General features: G+C 43.2%; 19 protein-coding genes and 1 other RNA gene. 7 read left to right on the forward strand and 13 right to left on the reverse strand.

Features of this window, described 5'->3' with window-relative positions; translation table 11 throughout:
* Nucleotides 1-6: 6 nt before the first annotated feature.
* Genes Q4549_RS03010 through Q4549_RS03020 form a run of 3 tightly spaced genes read right to left on the reverse strand, consistent with a single transcriptional unit; the run spans nucleotide 7 to nucleotide 3,099 of the window.
* Complete coding sequence (locus Q4549_RS03010) at nucleotides 7-864, reverse strand: ABC transporter permease (protein WP_303549627.1); 858 nt, start codon at nucleotides 862-864, stop codon at nucleotides 7-9.
* Nucleotides 854-1,969, reverse strand: a complete 1,116-nt coding sequence (locus tag Q4549_RS03015; protein WP_303549624.1) for an ABC transporter ATP-binding protein — start codon at nucleotides 1,967-1,969, stop codon at nucleotides 854-856. Before Q4549_RS03015 ends, Q4549_RS03010 begins: the two co-directional genes overlap by 11 nt.
* Before the next feature lie 59 nt (nucleotides 1,970-2,028).
* On the reverse strand, nucleotides 2,029-3,099 hold the full coding sequence (locus Q4549_RS03020; RefSeq protein ID WP_303549622.1) for an extracellular solute-binding protein: 1,071 nt from the start codon (nucleotides 3,097-3,099) through the stop codon (nucleotides 2,029-2,031).
* A gap of 441 nt (nucleotides 3,100-3,540) precedes the next feature.
* On the opposite strand from Q4549_RS03020, the gene recN reads away from it, so the two are divergent.
* Entirely contained in the window at nucleotides 3,541-5,208 is a 1,668-nt protein-coding gene (gene recN, locus Q4549_RS03025; RefSeq protein WP_303549619.1) for a DNA repair protein RecN, read from the forward strand.
* 76 nt (nucleotides 5,209-5,284) lie between these two features.
* Nucleotides 5,285-5,644, forward strand: a complete 360-nt coding sequence (locus Q4549_RS03030) for an outer membrane protein assembly factor BamE (RefSeq protein WP_137675265.1) — start codon at nucleotides 5,285-5,287, stop codon at nucleotides 5,642-5,644.
* A 52-nt stretch (nucleotides 5,645-5,696) separates the two neighbouring features.
* Here Q4549_RS03030 and Q4549_RS03035 read toward each other — a convergent pair whose 3' ends face one another.
* Both Q4549_RS03035 and Q4549_RS03040 read right to left on the reverse strand, forming a co-directional pair.
* Nucleotides 5,697-6,041, reverse strand: a complete 345-nt coding sequence (locus Q4549_RS03035; protein ID WP_137675266.1) for an RnfH family protein — start codon at nucleotides 6,039-6,041, stop codon at nucleotides 5,697-5,699.
* A gap of 2 nt (nucleotides 6,042-6,043) precedes the next feature.
* A complete protein-coding gene (locus Q4549_RS03040; protein WP_137675267.1) occupies nucleotides 6,044-6,472 on the reverse strand; it encodes an SRPBCC family protein in 429 nt (142 codons plus the stop codon).
* Nucleotides 6,473-6,573: 101 nt separating this feature from the next.
* Here Q4549_RS03040 and smpB point away from each other — a divergent pair, with 101 nt between their 5' ends.
* From smpB to Q4549_RS03055, 3 genes are all read left to right on the forward strand, one after another.
* Complete coding sequence (smpB, locus tag Q4549_RS03045; protein ID WP_137675268.1) at nucleotides 6,574-7,059, forward strand: SsrA-binding protein SmpB; 486 nt, start codon at nucleotides 6,574-6,576, stop codon at nucleotides 7,057-7,059.
* An 89-nt stretch (nucleotides 7,060-7,148) separates the two neighbouring features.
* Nucleotides 7,149-7,515, forward strand: a transfer-messenger RNA (tmRNA) gene (ssrA, locus tag Q4549_RS03050).
* Between the two features lie 216 nt (nucleotides 7,516-7,731).
* A complete protein-coding gene (locus Q4549_RS03055) occupies nucleotides 7,732-8,781 on the forward strand; it encodes a CNNM domain-containing protein (protein WP_303549616.1) in 1,050 nt (349 codons plus the stop codon).
* A gap of 160 nt (nucleotides 8,782-8,941) precedes the next feature.
* Here Q4549_RS03055 and Q4549_RS03060 read toward each other — a convergent pair whose 3' ends face one another.
* The 4 genes from Q4549_RS03060 to Q4549_RS03075 all read right to left on the reverse strand — a co-directional run bounded on the left by Q4549_RS03060 (nucleotide 8,942) and on the right by Q4549_RS03075 (nucleotide 12,458).
* Nucleotides 8,942-9,193, reverse strand: coding sequence for a DUF2999 family protein (locus Q4549_RS03060; protein WP_303510057.1), 252 nt, complete (start codon nucleotides 9,191-9,193; stop codon nucleotides 8,942-8,944).
* Between the two features lie 174 nt (nucleotides 9,194-9,367).
* A complete protein-coding gene (gene cynS / locus Q4549_RS03065; RefSeq protein WP_303549615.1) occupies nucleotides 9,368-9,817 on the reverse strand; it encodes a cyanase in 450 nt (149 codons plus the stop codon).
* A gap of 48 nt (nucleotides 9,818-9,865) precedes the next feature.
* The gene (locus Q4549_RS03070) at nucleotides 9,866-11,587 is read right to left on the reverse strand and encodes a bifunctional protein-serine/threonine kinase/phosphatase (protein WP_303549613.1); all 1,722 of its coding nucleotides are present in this window, start codon (nucleotides 11,585-11,587) and stop codon (nucleotides 9,866-9,868) included.
* A 13-nt stretch (nucleotides 11,588-11,600) separates the two neighbouring features.
* The gene (locus tag Q4549_RS03075) at nucleotides 11,601-12,458 is read right to left on the reverse strand and encodes a formate/nitrite transporter family protein (RefSeq protein WP_137671959.1); all 858 of its coding nucleotides are present in this window, start codon (nucleotides 12,456-12,458) and stop codon (nucleotides 11,601-11,603) included.
* A gap of 497 nt (nucleotides 12,459-12,955) precedes the next feature.
* Between Q4549_RS03075 and Q4549_RS03080 the strand changes: the two genes are divergently transcribed.
* Nucleotides 12,956-14,674 carry a sulfotransferase gene (locus Q4549_RS03080; RefSeq protein ID WP_303549611.1) on the forward strand — a complete coding sequence of 573 codons (1,719 nt, stop codon included), beginning with the start codon at nucleotides 12,956-12,958 and terminating at the stop codon, nucleotides 14,672-14,674.
* A 77-nt stretch (nucleotides 14,675-14,751) separates the two neighbouring features.
* Here Q4549_RS03080 and Q4549_RS03085 read toward each other — a convergent pair whose 3' ends face one another.
* Together Q4549_RS03085 and Q4549_RS03090 are read right to left on the reverse strand one after the other, a co-directional pair.
* On the reverse strand, nucleotides 14,752-15,771 hold the full coding sequence (locus Q4549_RS03085) for an endonuclease/exonuclease/phosphatase family protein (RefSeq protein WP_303549609.1): 1,020 nt from the start codon (nucleotides 15,769-15,771) through the stop codon (nucleotides 14,752-14,754).
* A 167-nt stretch (nucleotides 15,772-15,938) separates the two neighbouring features.
* Nucleotides 15,939-16,508 (reverse strand): phosphoribosyltransferase, encoded by a 570-nt coding sequence (locus tag Q4549_RS03090; protein ID WP_303549607.1) that lies wholly within the window; start codon nucleotides 16,506-16,508, stop codon nucleotides 15,939-15,941.
* 89 nt (nucleotides 16,509-16,597) lie between these two features.
* On the opposite strand from Q4549_RS03090, the gene Q4549_RS03095 reads away from it, so the two are divergent.
* The gene (locus Q4549_RS03095) at nucleotides 16,598-17,203 is read left to right on the forward strand and encodes a phosphoribosyltransferase (protein ID WP_303549605.1); all 606 of its coding nucleotides are present in this window, start codon (nucleotides 16,598-16,600) and stop codon (nucleotides 17,201-17,203) included.
* A gap of 73 nt (nucleotides 17,204-17,276) precedes the next feature.
* Here the strand turns inward: Q4549_RS03095 and Q4549_RS03100 are convergent, their stop codons facing one another.
* Nucleotides 17,277-18,368, reverse strand: coding sequence for a hypothetical protein (locus Q4549_RS03100; RefSeq protein WP_303549603.1), 1,092 nt, complete (start codon nucleotides 18,366-18,368; stop codon nucleotides 17,277-17,279).
* A 142-nt stretch (nucleotides 18,369-18,510) separates the two neighbouring features.
* Nucleotides 18,511-20,238: a DEAD/DEAH box helicase gene (locus tag Q4549_RS03105; RefSeq protein WP_303549601.1), complete on the reverse strand. Its 1,728-nt coding sequence runs from the start codon at nucleotides 20,236-20,238 to the stop codon at nucleotides 18,511-18,513.
* Nucleotide 20,239: the final 1 nt, after the last annotated feature.

A 20,239-nucleotide genomic window follows, 5' to 3' on the forward strand; every position in this document is an offset into this window, starting at 1 on the left:
GCTCCGTTAACGACCAAGCGTGCGGCTAAAAGACTGCCCGCTGAGTTTTAAGCCTAATGACACTACCAGTGAAGACACCACCAGTAACACCACCCCAAACGCTGCACCTAGCTCCCAATTAAAACGGGTAATAAACTGGGTAAAGATTTGTTCGGTAAACCATAAGCTGTCTTTACCGCCTAACAATCGCGGCGTAAGGTAGTTACCCAAGCACAGCATAAATACCATGATGCAACCGGAAACAATGCCTGGCATGGCATAAGGCACAATAATAGAATGAGTCACATTCCAACCATTGCCACCAAGATCGTAACCCGCCTCAATTAAACTTTGGTCAAGCCCTTCTAATGTGCTCACCAGAGGTACAACCATAAACAGCATTGAGGTATACACCAGTCCAATTAGCATACTGATATCGTTATACAAAAACTCTATGGGCTGGTCGGTAAGGCCTAAGGCTAATAAGCCTTGGCTAATCACTCCCGATTCGCGTAGCAGTATCATCCAACCGTAAGTACGTACTAACTCACTGACCCAAAATGGCAATAAACAACTGAGCAGTAACAAGCGTTTACTTTTACCTTTAGCGACTTTGGCAATAAAAAACGCGACAGGAAAACTCACTAACAGGGTAATAAAGGTCGCCAATAACGACATCCACACCGTTCGAACTAAGGTTCGCCAGTACAACGGCTCTTCAAAAAACTGTTGATATTGATACATTCCAATACTGTCGCCAGCGGCGGAATCACGCTTAATCAGCGACAGCTCAAACATTTGCAAGTGAGGTAACACAATCAGCAGCACAAACCACAAAACAAATGGCAGCAATAACAGATAAAAACCTAGGCCTTTAGCTTTCACTACTTACCTCGCTGTGTATGCACATAGCTTGCTTAGCGTCCCAAAAAATCCTTAAGGTGCTTCCTACCACAACATTGTGTAGCGAGAAGCTCGCTCCCGGGGCTACTCGGTATAGGTCATTATGGTGAATATCACGCACGACCAAGGTAGAGCTTGCGCCGTCAAACAAACACTCCTCTACTTTTACATCAAATTGGTTGTCGGCTTTTAGCTCTTGGCCAGCCTCAGCAATACCAATAGCCTCCGGCCGAACAAATACATCTACTGTGGACTTGGCCGACTGATTAATACTCGTTGCCACAATCAAATGCCTACCATGAGCCGTTTTTACCAAGGCTACATCTTGGCGTTGTTCGCATACCACTGCCGATAAAGCATTTGTTTGGCCAACAAACTTAGCCACAAAAGCACTACTTGGCTGATAGTAAAGTTGCTGGGGGCTGGCAAGTTGTTCAAAGCGACCATTATTCATCACCGCCACTTTATCTGACATTACCAAGGCTTCAGATTGGTCGTGAGTGATGTAAATAAATGTGGTACCAAACTCCCGCTGTAGGTGTTTTAGCTCCACTTTCATTTTCTCGCGAAGCTTTAAGTCTAATGCGCCCAAAGGTTCATCTAACAACAATAATCTGGGTTCTAATACTAAACTGCGGGCAATCGCAATTCGTTGTTTTTGCCCACCAGAAAGCTGAGCAATTTGCTTAGTTTGGCTGCCATCTAATCCTACCCGCTCTAATACATCTTTAATTTTACTGGCACGCTCTGGTCCTTTTATACCTCGGCGCTTTAAGCCATAAGCAATGTTTTCAGCCACATTCATATTTGGGAATAAGGCTAGGTGCTGAAACACCATGTTCACCGGGCGTTTATTCGGCGCTAATTCATTCACTCGCTTTTGATGAATTCTTATTTCTCCCTTTGAGGGCGATTCAAAGCCAGCCAACATGCGCAACAACGTAGTTTTGCCACAGCCTGATGGGCCAAGAATAGAGAAAAACGAGCCAGCTTCTACCGAAAAGTTAAGTTGGTCTACCGCAGTAAAGTCTGCAAAGTGCTTTGAGAGTTGTTCACATTCAAGATCAAAGTTAGCGTTAGCCGCCATATAGGGTCCAAGATTTTACGAAGAGGTAACAAGATTTGGGGCACAAGGCCCCATCTTAGCTATTTGGCCGCTTGAACGCGGTCGAGTACTTTGCCTTCCATGGCTTCTAGGCCGGCTGGAACAGCTGGATACCACTTAATATTATCGATATCGTCACTGCTAAAGCTGGTATTAAATTGGGCTTTAGCCAACTCATTTACGTAAGCATCAGAGCCTTTAGACGCAGTAAAATTACCTGCTGATTCAGTAATTTTAGCGGCAACTTCTGGGCGCATAACAAAGTTGATCCACTTGTAGGCTGCATCAATCGCTTTCGACTTTTTAGGAATAGCAAAGGTATCAATCCAACCTAATGCTCCAGATTTAGGCGCCACAAACTGAATGATTTGCTGCTCACGATTGAGTTTCCAACCGCCAGCATCCCAAGCCATAGCGGCTACCACTTCGTTAGAACGCATCAAGTTCATTAGCTCATCGCCGCCCGACCAGTACGTTTTTACCAGTGGCTTACAGTCAACCAAAGCTGTTTCAACTTTATTAAGTATTTGCTGGTATTTAACAGGGTCAGCATAAGCAGCAAATGGGTCTTCACCCAATGCAAAAGCAAAACCAATTAAGGTTGGGCGCTTCAAGCGGTAAGAGATCTTACCTTCATATTGCTTTTGGCAAAGGTCGGTGTAATCGGCCACATCTTTGGCCATTTCACCATTAACCACTAAACCACTGGTACCCCATACATGAGGAACTCCAAATACCTGGTCGCCTACCGCAGTATTTTTCTTGGTAGCATCAAGCATAGAGGTAATCATTTGTTGTTGCTCAATACGGCTCAAATCAATCGGCTGATAAATGCCAAACTGTTGCTGTACGCCAGTAATACGATCTTGGCTAGGTTGAGCTAAATCAAACCCCGAACCACCAGTGGCTCGAAGCTTCGAAATCATGTCTTCATTGTTTGATTTAGTCACTTTTACTTCAATGCCCGTTTCCTTTTCGAACATATCAATCACTTCCTGAGGCGCATAGCCACCCCACGTTAATAAGCGAAGCGTTTCAGCACTCGTTTGCGCACTAACCATTGCGCCCATACTAAGTACCAAAGCACTCAGTGTTAAACGTTTATTCAACATAATCTCTTCCATGTGGTTCAAGGTGAATTGGTCTACCGACTTATGCGGCACAGATACAACAACTGTTTGATAAACATGCACGAATTTAATGACACTAATGTGACAGCTAAAAGCGTAGTAGCTAATTCCGAGAGCGTGTAGTGAGTTGAAATATTTTTTTATTAGAAAGTATATGAAAAGCACAAACCAGCCAAAATAGACAGCATAAGCAGCGGCTTCAACTAGTTTACCAACTAAGTAAGCTCTACCTCTTGTTCCTTACCTAGACAAAAAGTTGCAGCTATCCAGTGGCTAAATAAATGCTGAACTAGCTCAGTAAACTAAGGCCAAAAAAACAATAGCTTCCTCATAATTTAGCAAAATCTTTAAAAATGTCGCTTGCTTGAATAAAACTTGCACTATATATTTACACAGTTACTGTATGAATAAACAGGTATTGAAATGCTCACTCAATTAAGCGTACAAAATTTTGCCATTGTTCGATTTCTTGAACTCGATTTGAATCAAGGAATGACCACGATAACGGGTGAAACCGGAGCGGGTAAATCTATTGCCATTGACGCCCTTGGTTTATGTTTGGGCAATCGAGCAGAAGCCTCAATGGTGCGACAAGAAGCCGATAAGGCTGAAATTAGCGCACAATTTGACGTAAGCAATAACCAACGGGCTCAATTGTGGTTGCAGCAAAATGAGTTACTGAGTGATGACGAATGCATACTGCGCCGAGTGGTAACAAAAGAAGGCCGTTCCAAGGCCTATATTAATGGCACAGCAGTACCGCTGGCTCAATTAAAAAGCCTTGGCCAATACTTAGTAAGTATTCATGGCCAACATGCTCATCAGCTATTATTAAAGCCCAACCAACAGCTATCAATTGTCGACCAATATGCTGCCCATCCTCAGCTAATCGGTGACGTAAAACAAGCTTACCAAGGCTGGAAAGCGCTCTGTAACGAGCTAGAACTTGCTGAACAACAGCAAAAAGAGCTAGCCGCTCAGCGCCAGTTGCTTGATTACCAAGTAAAAGAGCTGGATGCTTTCTCCCTTCAAGAAGGCGAGTATCAGGATATCGAGCAACAACATCAATGCTTATCACACAGTACTGAATTACAGCAAAGCAGCCACCAACTCACGCAATTACTGGGTCATGACGATCAAGTAAATGTTACGGATATGCTCAGCCAAGCTTGCAAAACAACCAGCCAACTACTTGAGCTAGACCCCAAATTAGAAACCATTAATAATCTCTTGCATGACGCGCAAATTCAGGTTGAAGAGGCAACTCAGCAGTTAGGACACTATAGTGAGCAACTAGACTACGATCCTGAGTTATTTGCAGAGCTAGAAGAAAGGATGAGCCTTGCTTTGGAGCTGGCAAGGAAGCACCATACTTCACCAGAGCAGCTTCCTGCTTTGCATCAAGATTTACTGGCGCAATTAACTCAGCTAAGCCAACAAAGTGAACGTTTTGAACACCTCGCGGATGAGATTGAAAGTGCTTGGCAGCATTATTTAAACAAAGCTAATAAGTTGTCGAAAAGTCGAGAACGTGCAGCCAATAGTTTAAGTAAGCAAATTACCAAAGAGATCCACAAGCTGAGCATGGCTAAAGCCCAGTGTGAGTTTTCACTGCAAAGTGATGCACAGCAATTTACCAACGCTAACGGCATTGACCGAGTTGAACTGCTAGTACGAACTAACCCAGGGCAACCTATGCAAGCCATTGAAAAAGTAGCCTCTGGTGGTGAGTTGTCACGTATAGGCTTAGCGATTCAAGTTATTTGCTCTGCCAGCATTCTCACCCCCACTCTAATTTTTGATGAAGTAGATGTAGGTATTAGCGGACCAACAGCAGCGGTTGTGGGTGGCATGCTTCGCCAGCTGGGTAAACAATGCCAAGTAATGTGTGTCACTCACTTACCGCAAGTAGCAGGCCATGGTCACCAGCAAATGTTAGTTAGTAAGCAGCAAAAGAAAAATGAAACGATCACCAACATGCAAACTCTCAACGGTAAACAACGCTTAGAAGAGCTGGCACGCTTACTGGCAGGTGATGCAATTACTCCTTCAGCACTGGCAAACGCACAAGAATTGTTGATTGAGGACTAATTTCTTAGTAATCGATACTTCTTTTTAGGGCGGGGCTTAGTTATGATGCTTGCCTTAACAAGGAGCTTCCATTCCCATGCGTTTTTCAGCAAAAATTTTCGTTTTACTGGCCAGCTTAGGCCTTAGTGCCTGTTCAGCCTTCGACTGGATGGTATATAAAATTGATATCCCCCAAGGCAACTACATTGATGATGCCAAAGTTGAGCAGCTCCGAATTAACATGAGTAAAGAACAAGTACGCTTTGTTCTTGGTACCCCAATGTTAATTGATGCTTTTGACAAAGAACGCTGGTATTACCTGTATAGCTATCAAAGCGGTAATGGCGATTTTGAGAAACGTAACTTAGTGATTCAGTTTGTTAACGATCATTTAGCCTTTGTGGAAGGTGATTACGAAGTGAGTGATGAATTTATGCAGCCACTAGACGCTGGGTAAGTACTCCAATAAATAGTAAAAAGCCAGATAATCACATCTGGCTTTTTTGTCTCTAACTTTCGCTCACTTTAGCTATTGGCCTACCACCCGTGACTTTACTGGCTCGCCCTTCCGCCTTTGCTCGCTCAGCACGAATTTTCCGTAACTCTTTGGGGTCGGCAATCAGTGGACGGTAAATTTCAATTCGATCACCATCTCTCAACGCTTGAGATAACTTAGCGGCTCTGCTAAATATGCCCACTGATGCGCTTTCTGGTTCAATTTCGGGAAAATGCTGCACAATACCAGATTGCTGAATGCCACTGAGAATGTCACAGCCCAGTTCAACTTTTAGCGCGAGTAATACTTGGTGATCAGGTAAGCCGTATACCACTTCAATATTAATTTGTTCAGCCACTACTAATATACCTGCTTTGCGCGTTCAACAAAGGCTTGTACCATGTTGCCCGCTAACTCATTAAATACCCGGCCAAAAGCTGCAGCAATTAACCGATTACTAAATTCAAAATTTAAATCTAGCATCACCTTACAAGCTTGTTCGTCCAGCGCAACAAAATGCCATACACCGGAGAGCGACTTAAATGGGCCATCAACTAAATTCATATGAATAGACTGGTCTTCGGTAAGAGTGTTCTCGGTAACAAACTTGTTTTTTATTCCAGCTTTTGCCACTCCTACTTCGGCCACCATTGATGATGGGCCTTCCTGTAAGATCTCGCTATTAACACAACCAGGCAAAAATTCTGGATAAGCATGTACATCGTTAACTAACTGGTACATTTGCTTGGCACTAAACATAACCAACGCACTACGGTTTACTTGCGGCATGAACCCACTCTTTCTTCAAATCTGCCAGCATTTTAACATTAGCTTGGCCTTTGCGCACATTATCAGTTTTAAAGCCCCGCAGCATGCGTATAATAGCCGCCATGAGCAAGAATAAATCAAAATCAAAAGTTGGTTCTAACACCATCGCGCAAAACAAAAAAGCGCGCCATGAGTACCGTATCGAAGACAAATTCGAATCGGGAATAGAACTACAAGGCTGGGAAGTAAAATCCATGCGGACCGGTAAGGTCAACATCGCAGAAAGTTATGTTTATGTTCGCGATGGTGAAGCCTTTATCTCGGGTCTAAATATTCAACCTTTGTTGTCAGCATCGACCCATGTTGTTGCTGACCCAACTCGAATTCGTAAGCTGCTGCTTAATCGTCGTGAACTCGACAAATTAATTGGAGCAGTAGAACGTCAAGGTTATACCATTGTGGCTACGGCCCTTTACTGGAAAGGCTCTTGGGCCAAACTAGAAATTGGCTTAGCCAAAGGTAAAAAAGACCAAGACAAACGAGAAGACGAAAAAGATCGTGAATGGCAACGCACTAAAGACCGAGTGATGAAGCATAGCTTTAGGTAAGCAAACTGCGATTGAGTAAATAAACAGCGTTTAAACACTCCTGTATATCAGTATGTATACGGCTTGTGTTAGAATGTTCTAGAAATTCCGGGGCTGAATTGGATTCGACAGGATCAGGAAGGCTTGTGGAGCATGTCGTGGGGCGGTTTGCCACGTAAAAAGCCGCAAAAAAATAGTCGCAAACGACGAAAACTACGCACTAGCAGCTTAATAACCTGTTAGAGCACTTCTACCCTAGCTTCCGCTTGTAAGACGGGGAATCATAGAAGTTCAAACCCAAACAAGATAGCGAGGGATGCTTTGACTAGAGAGCTGAACCGCGAAATAGAATTCTGGTGTGTTATTCAGTGGCGTGTTTGTTCGCAGCTGTCTAACGAGATTAAAGACAAACTAAGCATGTAGCGCCATTGGTTAGAATGGTTTTGGACGCGGGTTCGAAACCCGCCAGCTCCACCAATTCTACAAAAAGGACACCTTAGGGTGTCTTTTTTTGTGCCTAGCATTTATCGACGATAATCGCCCACACATCCAAGGCTTCAAGTCGTTTTAATATTCTGCTGCCCTTTTGTTGATATTAATTGGTAAACTGCAGCTAACTTAGCACTCATACCAATAGCGCTAGGTTTACTGAACGCCCAACAGTGTCTTTGGGTTAATATAATGGTGGATTACGTGTTTCTTTTAGTAAGTTTTCTATGTCTTGCTATTTTTGTTTCTTTTCTATGTTCAATTTTAGAGGCGGTGTTACTCAGTGTCTCCCCTAGTTATATTCACCTTCAGCAGCAACACAACCCAAATGCTGCTGCACGCTTAGCCAAATTAAAAGCCAGTATCGACAAACCACTGGCGGCCATTCTCACTCTTAATACCATTGCCCATACAGCTGGTGCTGCTGGCGTAGGGGCTCAAGTCGCGTCTCTTTATGGATCCCAGTATCTCGCCGTTTCTTCGGCCATTATGACGATACTAGTGCTGGTACTATCAGAGATTGTGCCAAAAACTCTAGGAGTTACCTACTGGCGAAAACTCGCCCCTTTTGCCTCTTGGTTATTGCCAATAATGATTAAGATTTTTTACCCTTTTGTGTGGTTAAGTGATCGCATTACCGCGCGTATTGGTAAACACGAAGAAGACTTTTCTAGCCTACGAGAAGAGATCAGTGCACTTGCCGAGTTAGGCCACCAGCAAGGTGTTATTGAACAAGGCGAATCTCAAGTACTGCGTAATTTGTTGCAATTAGAGAAGTTAAAAATAACTGAAGTGATGACACCACGCGCGGTGGTTCATCGCATTGAGCATAGCAGTAGCGTAGACGAGTTTATTGAGTCACATCTCGTCAAACCGTTTTCTAGGATCCCGGTTTATCAAGGTGATCGCGATAACATTGTGTCTTATGTACATAAACAAGACATTATGAGCGCAGCTCTTAAAAAAGAAGGTAGTCGGCAAGTTGGTGAGTTTTCTAGAGAATTACTCATGCTCCCCGCCAGCGTAAGCATACGCCATGCTTATCAACGCCTGCTGCAAGCTCGAGACTTAATTGCAGCAGTAGTCAATGAATACGGCGAGGTTCAGGGCTTGCTCACCATGGAAGACATCATTGAAACCCTGCTAGGCCAAGAAATTACTGATGAAAGCGATGCAATTGAAGATATGCAGCGTTTGGCGCGTTTTCAATGGATACGTCGATTGCGCAGTAAAAAACAACGTTATAGTCGTTAATTATTAGCCTAAAGTTATCATTCGAGTTGAGTCTAGTGTCTGATTACCCTGTAAGTGAATTTGGACCTTAGACTCACCCGTTTGTTAGCACTCAAACCACAATAAGAGCTGTCACACTTTAGTGCTTAGCATTGCCTGCTAACCTAGTCCATCGCTAGCGTTATTTCTTAAGCTGCTCTTTGGCTGCCTCTACTTTTGAAAAGTCTAAACCTAACTCATCTACGGCTTCTTTAATCAAAGCAGGATTTTGCATCACTTGCCCCATTAACATTTGAAGCTGTTCTTGTGGCAAACCTAATTGGCTAATGGTAGCCATAGCCGCAAGAGGGTTTTGCGTCAGCACTTCAAAAAGCTCGCTAATCTGTTGGTCGCTAATATTGTTCTCTCTCAACATCGCAAGAATCGGGTTCATCACACTACCTTTAAACTAAATAAAATAAGCCGACAGTTTAGCGTTTCAGATTGGGGATTGACTAGTGCTATCAGCAATAAGTGCATGGGAGGGCTGTTAAAGCATAAACTAGTCACGTAACACATGTAAAAAAGCCAGCAACTCGCTGGCTTTTTTAGTTATCTTACATAGCGCTTAGTAGGTTTTATAAGGTAAGAACTTACCCGATAACACCACGTTTACTCGGTCACCATTGGGGTTTTCTTCACGCTTAATATCCATAGAAAAATCAATCGCGCTCATAATGCCATCGCCAAACTCTTCGTGAATAAGTTCTTTAATGGTGCTGCCATACACATTGACCACTTCGTACCAACGATAGATAAGTGGATCAGTTGGCACCGCAGTAGGCAGTGAGCCTTTATAAGGCGCTATTTGTAGCCAAGCGATAGCTTCATCAGTTAACTCGAACATATCACCAACGGTCTCAGCTTGCGCTTTATCAAAAGTCATTTGCCCTAAACAAGCGGCAGTAGTCCACTCTTTAGATAAGCCAATAGCGGTCGCAACTTCACTCCACTTAATGCCTTTTCTTACCTTGGTTGCCACAATTAGCTGAGTGACGTCTTCTCTACTAGTAATCATTTGCGTTTCCTTCCCTTTTCAGTAAATGAAGTCTATTTGCACGACGCGCTAACGGCTTAACAAGTAAACCACTAGCGCAGCCAGAATGGCTGATATGCCCTGCCATACGGCCACTGGATTTCGCTCCACTAGCGGCGCGCGAGTTTTGTTTAAAAAAGCTTTATTGGGCTGGCGTAAATCGCACAAAAACTCGGTAATTTGCTCATACCGCTTAAGGCGATTCACCTGCAACGCTTTTTCTAAAGCATCATCAATCCAAACGGGTATTTCACTGTCGGTGTCGAGTACCGACTGATAAACCAAGCGCCTTTGCGCGGCCTGGCTTTTTGCGCCCGCCACTTTGGTGCCATAAGGGTAGCGCCCACACAGCATGAAATAGGTAATAACGGCTAATGAAAACAGCTCGGCACGCGTGCTACCGCCCTCACCTAAGAACAGTTCTGGTGCCGAGTAAAGTGCGGTGCCGAGTAAATGCTGCTGAGTTAAATCATGGGTTTGCTCAGCCAAACCTGCCGCCCACACTGAGCCAAAGTCGATAATTTTTATGGTGCCGGTGCTATCTATCATGATGTTGTCAGGTTTAAGATCTTGATGCAGCATATCCATGCGGTGAAAAGCGCGTAGCCCCTTAGCAATTTGCTCAACTATTTCTCTCACCCTGCTTAACTCAGGCTTTGGGTTGTCGGTTATCCACTGCGCTAGAGTTTGCCCTTCAACATACTCAAATACGGTATATAGGTAATTGCGCTCGCGCGGGTCGAGATTGGCTTTTAGTACATAGGCGCTATTAATGCGGCGAGCTATCCATTCTTCAGTGAGAAAGCGCTCTAAGTATTCAGGGTCATCGCGTAAATCTATTGAGGGGGCTTTTAGTATTACCTGTTGCCCCGATTGTTCGTCTAAGGCTAAGTAAACATGGCTGCGGCTGCTGGCATGAAGTTGGCGAACGATGGTGTAACCATCAAACTGCATTCGCGCTTCTAACATGGGCGGAAAGGGCAGCCTATCTACTTGCTGCTTTAAGTGCTGAGCACTATTTTCTGCCAATTGGTCAACGCGAATAATCTGTAAACTTAAATTATCGTCGCTGCCTGCTTCATAAGCTAACTCTACAATCTTGCTGGCTGCTGCTTCTAATTCATTGGGATACCGTTCAATAGTGCTGTTGACCAGTGCAGCATCAATAAACTCGTAAACGCCATCGGTGGCTAATAAAAAGATGTCACCGGATTCTACGCGCAAGCTTTGGTAGTCAAATTCACAATATTCATCTATGCCTAAAGCTCGGCTTAGGTAGCTTTTATTTTCATTCACCCATAGGCGGTGATCTTTAGTGAGTTGTTCTAAACCGTTTTGATTTAAACGGTAAACGCGGGTATCCCCCACATGAAAAATGTGTGCGGTATTGCCTTTTATAACTAAGGCACTAAAAGTACAAACGTAACCCTTGTCTTTGTCGTAATGGTAAGGGCTTTGCTGTGACTGGGAATACAGCCAAGCATTGGTGGCATCTAATACTTTTTCGGCTGAGTGCTGAACCGACCAAACTTCAGAGGTGCAGTAGTAATCATCTAGAAAGCTTTTCACTGCGGTTTCGCTGGCTACTTGGCTTACTTCGCTGCTGCTAATGCCGTCGGCCATCACAGCAGCAAAGCCTTTATGGTTTAACTGCGAGCCTCGCGGAGTGGATACACCGTAACAGTCTTGATTAATGGCCTTGCGGCCTTTATCAGAACATTGACCAATGGAAACACTCAGTTGGCTCGTCATATAATTTCCGTGATTAAGCGTTAGCCGAAGCGGTTTTACTTGGCGCTTCTACAGCAGATTTAGCCACTTTACGCTTAGGCGCGGTTCTCACGTGTGTGGTGTACAGTGTTAAACCAGTAAAGGCTAAACCACCCACTAGGTTACCTAATGCCGTTGGGATTTCATTCCATAGGAAGTAATCCATTACAGAGAAGTCACCACCCATAATTAAACCAAATGGGAATAAAAACATGTTCACTACCGAGTGTTCAAAACCCATGTAGAAGAACAAGAATATTGGCATCCACATAGCGATAACTTTACCGCTAACGTTGGTAGAAATCATCGCTCCTACTACACCCATAGATACCATCCAGTTACACAACATGCCGCGAACAAAAATAGTAAACCAACCTGCCACACCGTGTTCTGCATAACCTACGGTACGCGCTTCACCAATGGCTGCTGCTTTAGCACCCACCGCACCAGCTTCGATGTTAAAGCCGTAAGTGAAAATGAAGGCCATCATCACCGCAACGGTTAAGGCTCCACCAAAGTTACCTAAAAATACTAAGCCCCAGTTACGCAACAAGCCAGGTACATCTACGCCGGGCCGTTTATCTAACAGCGCTAATGGCACTAAAACAAACACTCCAGTTAATAAGTCAAAACCCATCAAATAAAGCATACAGAAACCCACAGGGAACAAGATTGCTCCAATTAAAAAGTTTCCGGTGTTTACAGCAATGGTAATAGCAAAAATAGCGGCTAGGGCCAAAATGGCACCGGCCATAAATGCACGAATTACCGTATCGCGGGTAGACATGAATACTTTAGATTCACCCGCATCCACCATTTTTGTAACAAACTCTGAAGGAGCTAGATATGACATAATATTTCCCTATATTGCTTAGTAGTAAATTGAATCCTACGGCTTGGAGCAGTGTTATCGGCGGTAACTACCGCAGCGTACCTTTCACAAGTAGAGCTCTAGGCTCTTTGTCAACTTGCTGCTTGGGTCTGTCCTTGACCATCAATAGGGAAATAGCAATTGTTGCGCCAAACGGCCCACAAAAACACACAAAGCCTTAACAATTGGGCAACTCAGCGTTATTTATCATTAATATTTGGCATGCTCTTTAACTGAGCCGGTTAAGGATTTGCACTGTATTAGTCTATAAATGCACCATTGCATAGCGCTTACAGTTATATGCATCAATTAGGGGCAACGACAAAGTGCCTAAGTAAAAAGGTAAATCCACCTTGCCTTAACGTTTTGTTATGAAACTACTGCGTTTTTTTGCAATGAGATAAATCACGCATCAAATCTCCCGGCCTTGCTATACAGTAAAGATTGGAAGAGGTATAAAGTGAGTAATAGGAAGTAGTATGAAGCCCGAGCAACGGCACAGCATTATGGAAAAAGCCGTAAAGGCCTTACAAGCTGGCAAGTTTAGCCAAGCTATTTCTACCGTAAGTAAAATTAACAAGCTTAAATCTCAACAAGACTATAAAAGCCTTGAGCTAGAAGCTTATGCGCTATTTCATATGCAAAAGTTAGAAAAATCACTAGAGAGTTACCAGCAACTGCTAGGGTTTTGCCAAGACAATGAACAGCGTAACAGCACCTATCGCAATATCGCTAAAACACAAAAAACACTGGGCTTAACTCGAGTTGCTATCAGCTCCTTTGAACAATGTTTTACACTAGATAACAGTATCAATAATGCGCCAATCGCGGCTCAGTTAGGTGAATGCTACCTAGATGAAGACTGCTATGGCGAACTCGATACGTTGACTACGCTTATGCAAGGCTGGCCAGGGTATTACGCCCCCGCTCAAGCCCTATTGATTTCAGCTGCGAAAAAACAAGGTAACAAACAGCTTACTCTAGAAAGAATTGACGCTTTTCTAGCGCATTCAAGCTTTATAGAAGAGTGGCAGCTGGAGTTTGCTATAGACACCTTGATGTTTATACGAGAACACCAGGGTGCAATTAAATTACTTAAACAAGCCGAAATAGACTTTGTTAACAAGCCTTGGATTCGTTACTACCAAGCAGAAGTAAAAGCGCGCCAAGGAGAACACGAGAGTGTAACGCTATTACTGAGTAATGAGCTTATAGAGCGCTTAGATTTTATGCGCCAAAAGGCCGCTTATAAGCTTCGAGCGGAAGCATTTGATAAACAACAGCGTTACTCCGACGCCTTTATTGATTTCACCGCTATGGCTAATTTGAATCACCAACGGGCAAAGGCGTCTAGTCATACAGACAATGTAGCCAGCTTACAAAAACTCGATTTGTCATTTCTACATAATGTAAAAAACACTCACGCGAAAGAGCATCAACCAGTGTTTATGATGGGCTTTAATCGCTCTGGCACCACCTTATTAGAGAACATACTCGATACCCAAGAACAGGTTATTGCACTTAGCGAAACCCGCTCACTGTTTAACGTTACCGAGGCCTTTAGCAACAAACTAAACAAACGCTATCCGCAAGACTTACCTAAATTAAACGAGCAAGACTTAAACATATTGCGCCAAGAGTACTTTGATTACTTTACGCGTAACGGGATTCAGCTAAAAGATAACAGTGTCGTCGTCGATAAGTTTCCTTTATACACCATAGACTTGCCCTTAATACTAAGCTTATTCCCTAAAACAAAAATCATTTTTTGCTTACGCCACCCAGCAGATACTTGTTTGAGTAACTTCCAGCAAAACTCAGCAAACAATCAACAACAAGCTAAGTTGAACCGCTTGGAAGACTGCTTTAAACGCTACCAACAAGTCTTCTCTCTATTTCAGCGCTACCAAACAGAGTTAGATTTAAATATTCATTTTGTACGGTATGAAGACTTAGTCAGCGATCTGGAAAAAGAAGCGAAGAAGGTATTTGAATTTTTAGAGATTGATGCCAACAACGATTATCTAAATTTTAATCAACATGCTCAACAAAAAGTGGTGCTATCTGCTTCCAGCAATCAAGTGGTTAAACCTATTTACACCGAGTCATGTTACAAATGGCGCAACTACCAAGAGTTTATAACGCCACACCTTGCTATGGTTGAGCCCTTTATCAAAGCCTTTGGCTACAGCGACTAATAACTTACCTGATGGTGGATAAGTGAGAGTGCCCACTCTCACTTATCCGTAACTCACAAGCTGCAATGCTGTTAGCTTTAATCAAAAGGCCGATAAACAAACTTCGCTTTAATAATGCCGTGATCAGTAGCACCCAACGACTCGTAGTGCTCATCGTTTAAATGGTCGTTAATCACCTCTAAGCCTTTAAAGGCCCAAACCCTATCTCGGCTTCTGTCGTAGAACTGCTCACTCACTAAAATGTGGTCTAACGACTCTAAATGGTTATTGTGAATATGGGTGTAATACACGTCGCGCCTGCTACGATATTGCTGCATCACTCCCGCAGAATATAAAGCGTTATCCGCCCCTCCTCTGGCATCGCCATCTAACAAAAAGCGCGGCTGCTCGGTAAGAATGTTTAAAGTATTACTGCCTTGTCCATCATTAAAATCACCCAATACAATCACAGGCGTATCAGTGTGCTTCATTTGTTCGGTGAGTATCATTCGCAATGCCACTGCCTCAGCGGTGCGGCGCAACGTGGAAATAGCATAACCCAGAGCATTTGCATGTACCTTATGTTGCGCTGGGTCGTACCAATCTTCTCGGCCGATCCAAGTGGGACGTTTTGATTTAAAATGACATACATAAACATGCACATTTTCTTCATCGGCATGAGGCTTGATTTGAAAATGTAAAATAGGTCGAGAGAAACTATCGATATCTAAGTCTAACGCGCCAGTTTGCGCGTCGTCACCTTGGCTAGCAAGCTTGAAACTACTGGGGAAATTTTTGATCCACTCAGGCTGCCCTACCATCAGCTCACTACGTACCGCAGCTGCACAAGCAATTTTACCTTGGTGGCCACTTGGCACTAACAATTGGTATTGATTGTCTAAGCCTGCGAGTTCAAACACATCATGCAAGGCTTGCTCATGCCAGAGCTCTTGAAAGCCCCACACATCGGCTTGTACTGCATTTAGTTGACTAACCAACCACTTTACTTTTTGATCGTATTCATTGGGTAGCCACCCTTCTCGATTACGATACATAGGCAAATTGGGTCGATTAAGATTGAGGGTGTTTGCTGTCGCAATCGAGAGTTTTACCGCCATAACTTGCTCCGCTTAATTATTGGTCACTCATTAAGCAAGTATGGTTCAAATTGACTATTTTATTATTGTAAATTTATGACTAGTCATCGCCCAGTTTATTTAAATGTTACCCAGTGGTGTTCACTCAAGTTACAGCATGCATATTAAAATGAGCGACCAACATCCACCTACTTAGGCAGGTGCGCTTTAATGATGTGGTAAAGCTCTGGTCTATGTTCAGCAATCTCTGCCGGACTTAGGCCTTCTAGTGAATGCGGATACTTTAACCACTGCGTCGTTTCATGCAAAAAGTAATCAGGCATCCGGCTGGTTTTGTTTCGCTCTGGTTTGAAATACGGCACAGCAACACGAATATCACTGGGCGTATTTAGTCTGGCCAGGCGACTTAACTCATTAATAATCGCTTCAATAGAGCGGCCAGTATCAAACACATCATCCACTATCAGTAAGCTATCGTGCTGCTGCACATGTTTAACTAAATAGTTAAGCCCGAAAACCTGTACCTGCTTGGCTTGCTGGTCAATGCCTGCGGCATAGGAGGCGGTGCGTATTGCAATGTTGTCGGTATCTATTCCGTGATAAGCCAAAAACTCCTGTACCGCAATACCAATAGGTGCGCCACCACGCCAAACAGCTATGATAAACGTAGGTTTAAAGCCGCTTACCAATATCTTTTCTGCGAGGCGAAATGAGTCTTCTAACAACTCCTGCCCAGTGATATAACGTTTATCACTCATTAATCCCCCCCTTAGCATTGCCGAGATCTTCATAATAGATATAGTATAAAATTAACACTGTAGAAGCCTTTAACTCAAGGATGTTGTTTATGCCAATGAGCCAGCCTACCGCACAACTTAAAAAGCACTATTTAGATGAAGATACGCTTATTCAAGACTCGTTTCGTTTAGCGGTAAATATTTTTGAAAGCGGCTTTCGCCCTACCTTTATTGTTGGGCTATGGCGTGGTGGCAGTGCAGTGGGTATTTATGTGCAAGAGTGTTTGCAAACCTTAGGCGTGAAAACCGACCATATCTCGCTGCGCACTTCTTACCAAGGACAAGCTAACTATCATCAAATACTCGAAGCACCAGAGTCAATTAGGGTACACGGCATTCAATATCTATTAGAAAACCTAAATGTCGATGACAGCCTGCTAATTGTTGATGACGTATTTAGTAGCGGCCACAACATTGAAGCGGTGTTAAATCGCTTACAAAGCAAGCTAAAACGAAACATGCCTAGCCAAGTAAAAATAGCCACTCTATGGCAGAGACCGGCGTTTAATCAAACTCAGCTAAAACCTGATTATTGCCTTCACCAAACCGAAAATTGGTTAGTATTCCCCTATGAGTTAACTGGCTTAAGTTATGAAGAAATACAGCAACATAAGAGCTTTGTAGCGCCGTTGGTCACACCGCCATCACAAGGCTAATTTCACTTAAAAGGTGAAATTAGAAAAGGCTTGTAACAATACAAGCCTTTTACAGTTTCGAATATGAAAAGCCTTAGTTTCTATCGAACATGTCGTAGTTTTCAGGCACTTCAAAATTACTATTATGTGCCAGTTTATTCTCTACCGTTTTCACTTCGTAGATATAACGTATACGAGCATCTTTCATCCACTCATCAACTTTTTCGTCAACCATATCATCAGCGGCATTTTTAACAATATTCCCCAACAAATTAGTTGCAGCGTCTTCTAAGCCACCAGAAAAGTCGATGCTAGTATCACGCTTTTCTTTCTTTTTGTTGTCAGCACATGCTTGCATGTTCTGAAACCATTCCAGCTTTATCGACAAAGGATAACCTTTAATTTTTGCCAGTTCTTGCTGAAACGCGTTTAAGCCTAGATGATCAGCTTGTTCAGTATCACCAGTAAATGCACTGATCGCTTTAAACCCTTCTCGCCCTAAAAGACGTACTAGAGGGTTATTCTCGCCAACCGAATCCAAGTATTTATTAGTTGCAATTTCATGCACACGCCATGCTTCTTTCATTTCAGCATTAGGATCGGCGGTCCAGAATACAAACTGAAGTAAGTTTAGATCTTTTTTGCCTTTCTCATCAGTGAATTCAGTTGACCATTTTACCTTATACTCTTCACTTGCTTGGCCACCAATTTGACGTTTATGACCTGTAGACAATACTTCAAACTCATTTTTGGTAAGCTCGACTTTACAACCTAAGTCTTCGTAGCTTTCATACTCTTCTGAACCTTCATCTGATTCAAGCATATCGGCATAGCCACTTACGCAGCCTGATAAAGCACATTCTTGGTATGTTTTATTTTTATGGTCCAGTTGCCATAGCAAATTTTTGTCCATACGAAAAATACCGCTAGCATCAATACTCGCCCACTTCATATAAAAGCTATCAGGCTTCAATCTGTCATGAATAGTTCGCATATTTTCACGAGTATATACAACTTGTTCACCTTGAGCATCTGGCACATACAGACCATTTAGGACAACTTTTGCCGTGACAACAGCGGTTTGCTCTTTAGGCGTTTCATCTATCGGGGTGGATGCGCATGCACCTAACAATAATGCGCTAGACAGCAAGGTTAACTTAGGGTTTATTGAATAACAGCGTTTCACAATGAATCCTTTCACCAAAAAACAAACGAGTCTATCAATAAAGTACCGCCATAGATATAAACAGAATTATAAATAATAACGGTAAGCCACTGTTTTTGATAAGTAGTTTCACCTTAATGAGCCTTCAGAACTTTCAGCCTAACTAATACTGCTGATTGGCTTTGCGGTAATGTCCTTGATAATCAAAAATACGATGCTCAACTTGCCAGTAGTGCTTTAGTTTTTTGGCAATTACAAAATCTGGAGCGACGATTTTCTGAAGTAGTTGTTCTGCTTGTTCAGCACTGGTAATCGTTTTGCTTTCCCCCTCCACTCTACGAGAAAACAAAGCATTAAATTGCTGCTTAGCTTTTGAATAAGCAAAGTTAAAATGTTCACTAAGCTCAGCACCATCTTCATCGTGGTAGATGAGCTTTAATTTGTCACCCTCACAGCTTGCCGACATGCCGCTACACCTCAGTACTTTTCGATCTTTTAGCTGCAAGGCATCTTTCAGTTGGTTGTCAGGGTCAATTAACTGAAAACCACAACTATGGCATTGGCGAGCCGCAATATCATTCTCAGCGTTACATTGTGAGCACTGCTTATATTTATAGCGGTAACTGCATTGCACTTGCTTGGTTTGGTCACTTGGGTCTTCAACCAAACCTTGGCAACGACGACCATAATGTTCGAGAATGTCACCGTCTTTATCGGTGATTCCCCAAAACATGTTGGCAAATTCACATTGCGGGCAACTCACTTGTACTAAAGTGCTATTGGGGTTGGGTTTAGTTTCGCCAATTTCTGGTTGGTACAGGTCGTAATTATTACCCGCGTAGTCAACAATTAAACAATCGCTTTTCCCTTCATACAGTCGTAGTCCACGGCCAGCAATTTGTTGATATAAACTGACCGAGGCAGTGCGTCGTAATATCGCAATTAAATCGACATGGGGAGCGTCAAAGCCAGTAGTTAATACCGATACATTCACCAAAAATTTAAGCTGTTGGCGCTTAAACTGTTCAATTAGCGAGTCACGCTGTTGGTTAGGCGTTTCAGCCGTCACTACTGCTGTTTGGTCCTCTGGTAAATAGTGAGCTATCTCTTGAGCGTGCTTTACTGTTGCTGCAAACACCATCACGCCTTTACGGTCTTCGGCTAGCTGAACTAACTGCTTACATATGGCCTGAGTCACTCGTGGGCAGCCCGCTAAAAATTGGTCTAGCTGCGCCTCACTGTACTGAGTCGGCAACTCATCAAACTGATATCGTGCCGCTGGAGCATCAACTAACAATGGCTGAGTGAGATAGCCTTTACTAATCAAGTGACGTAAAGGCAGCTCGTAAATACATTTTTTAAACCAAGCATTTTCATTACCTCGCGCATAACCGTGGTAATGCTGCTGATAAATCCACCCCTTATCTAAGCGATAAGGCGTGGCGGTTAAACCGAGTACTTTTAGCTGAGGGTTTTGCTGCTTTAGGTGATTAATAATTACCTGGTATTGGCTATCACTATCATCATTTACGCGGTGGCATTCATCAATTACCACCAAAGAATAGTAGCCCAAAAACTGGTCAAGATTACGGCTGAGCGATTGCACGCTAGCAAAGGTGACTGAATACTGGTTTTGTTTAAGCCCTAAGCCTGCAGCAAATACGCCTGACTCAAAGCCATAGGTGGTAAATTTACTTTGGTTTTGCTCCACTAACTCTTTTACATGGGCTAATACCAAAATGGGGTGTTTAGCTAAGCGCGCTAGTTCAGCAATGACTATGCTTTTACCCGCCCCTGTGGGTAATACAACTACTGCAGCGTCATCACTTTGTCGAAAGTGCGCTAGTACGGAATCAACCGAAGCTTGCTGGTAATCTCGCAGCTGTAACATG

Origin of the sequence: Agarivorans sp. 2_MG-2023 (assembly GCF_030548085.1) — a bacterium.
GTDB lineage: Bacteria > Pseudomonadota > Gammaproteobacteria > Enterobacterales > Celerinatantimonadaceae > Agarivorans.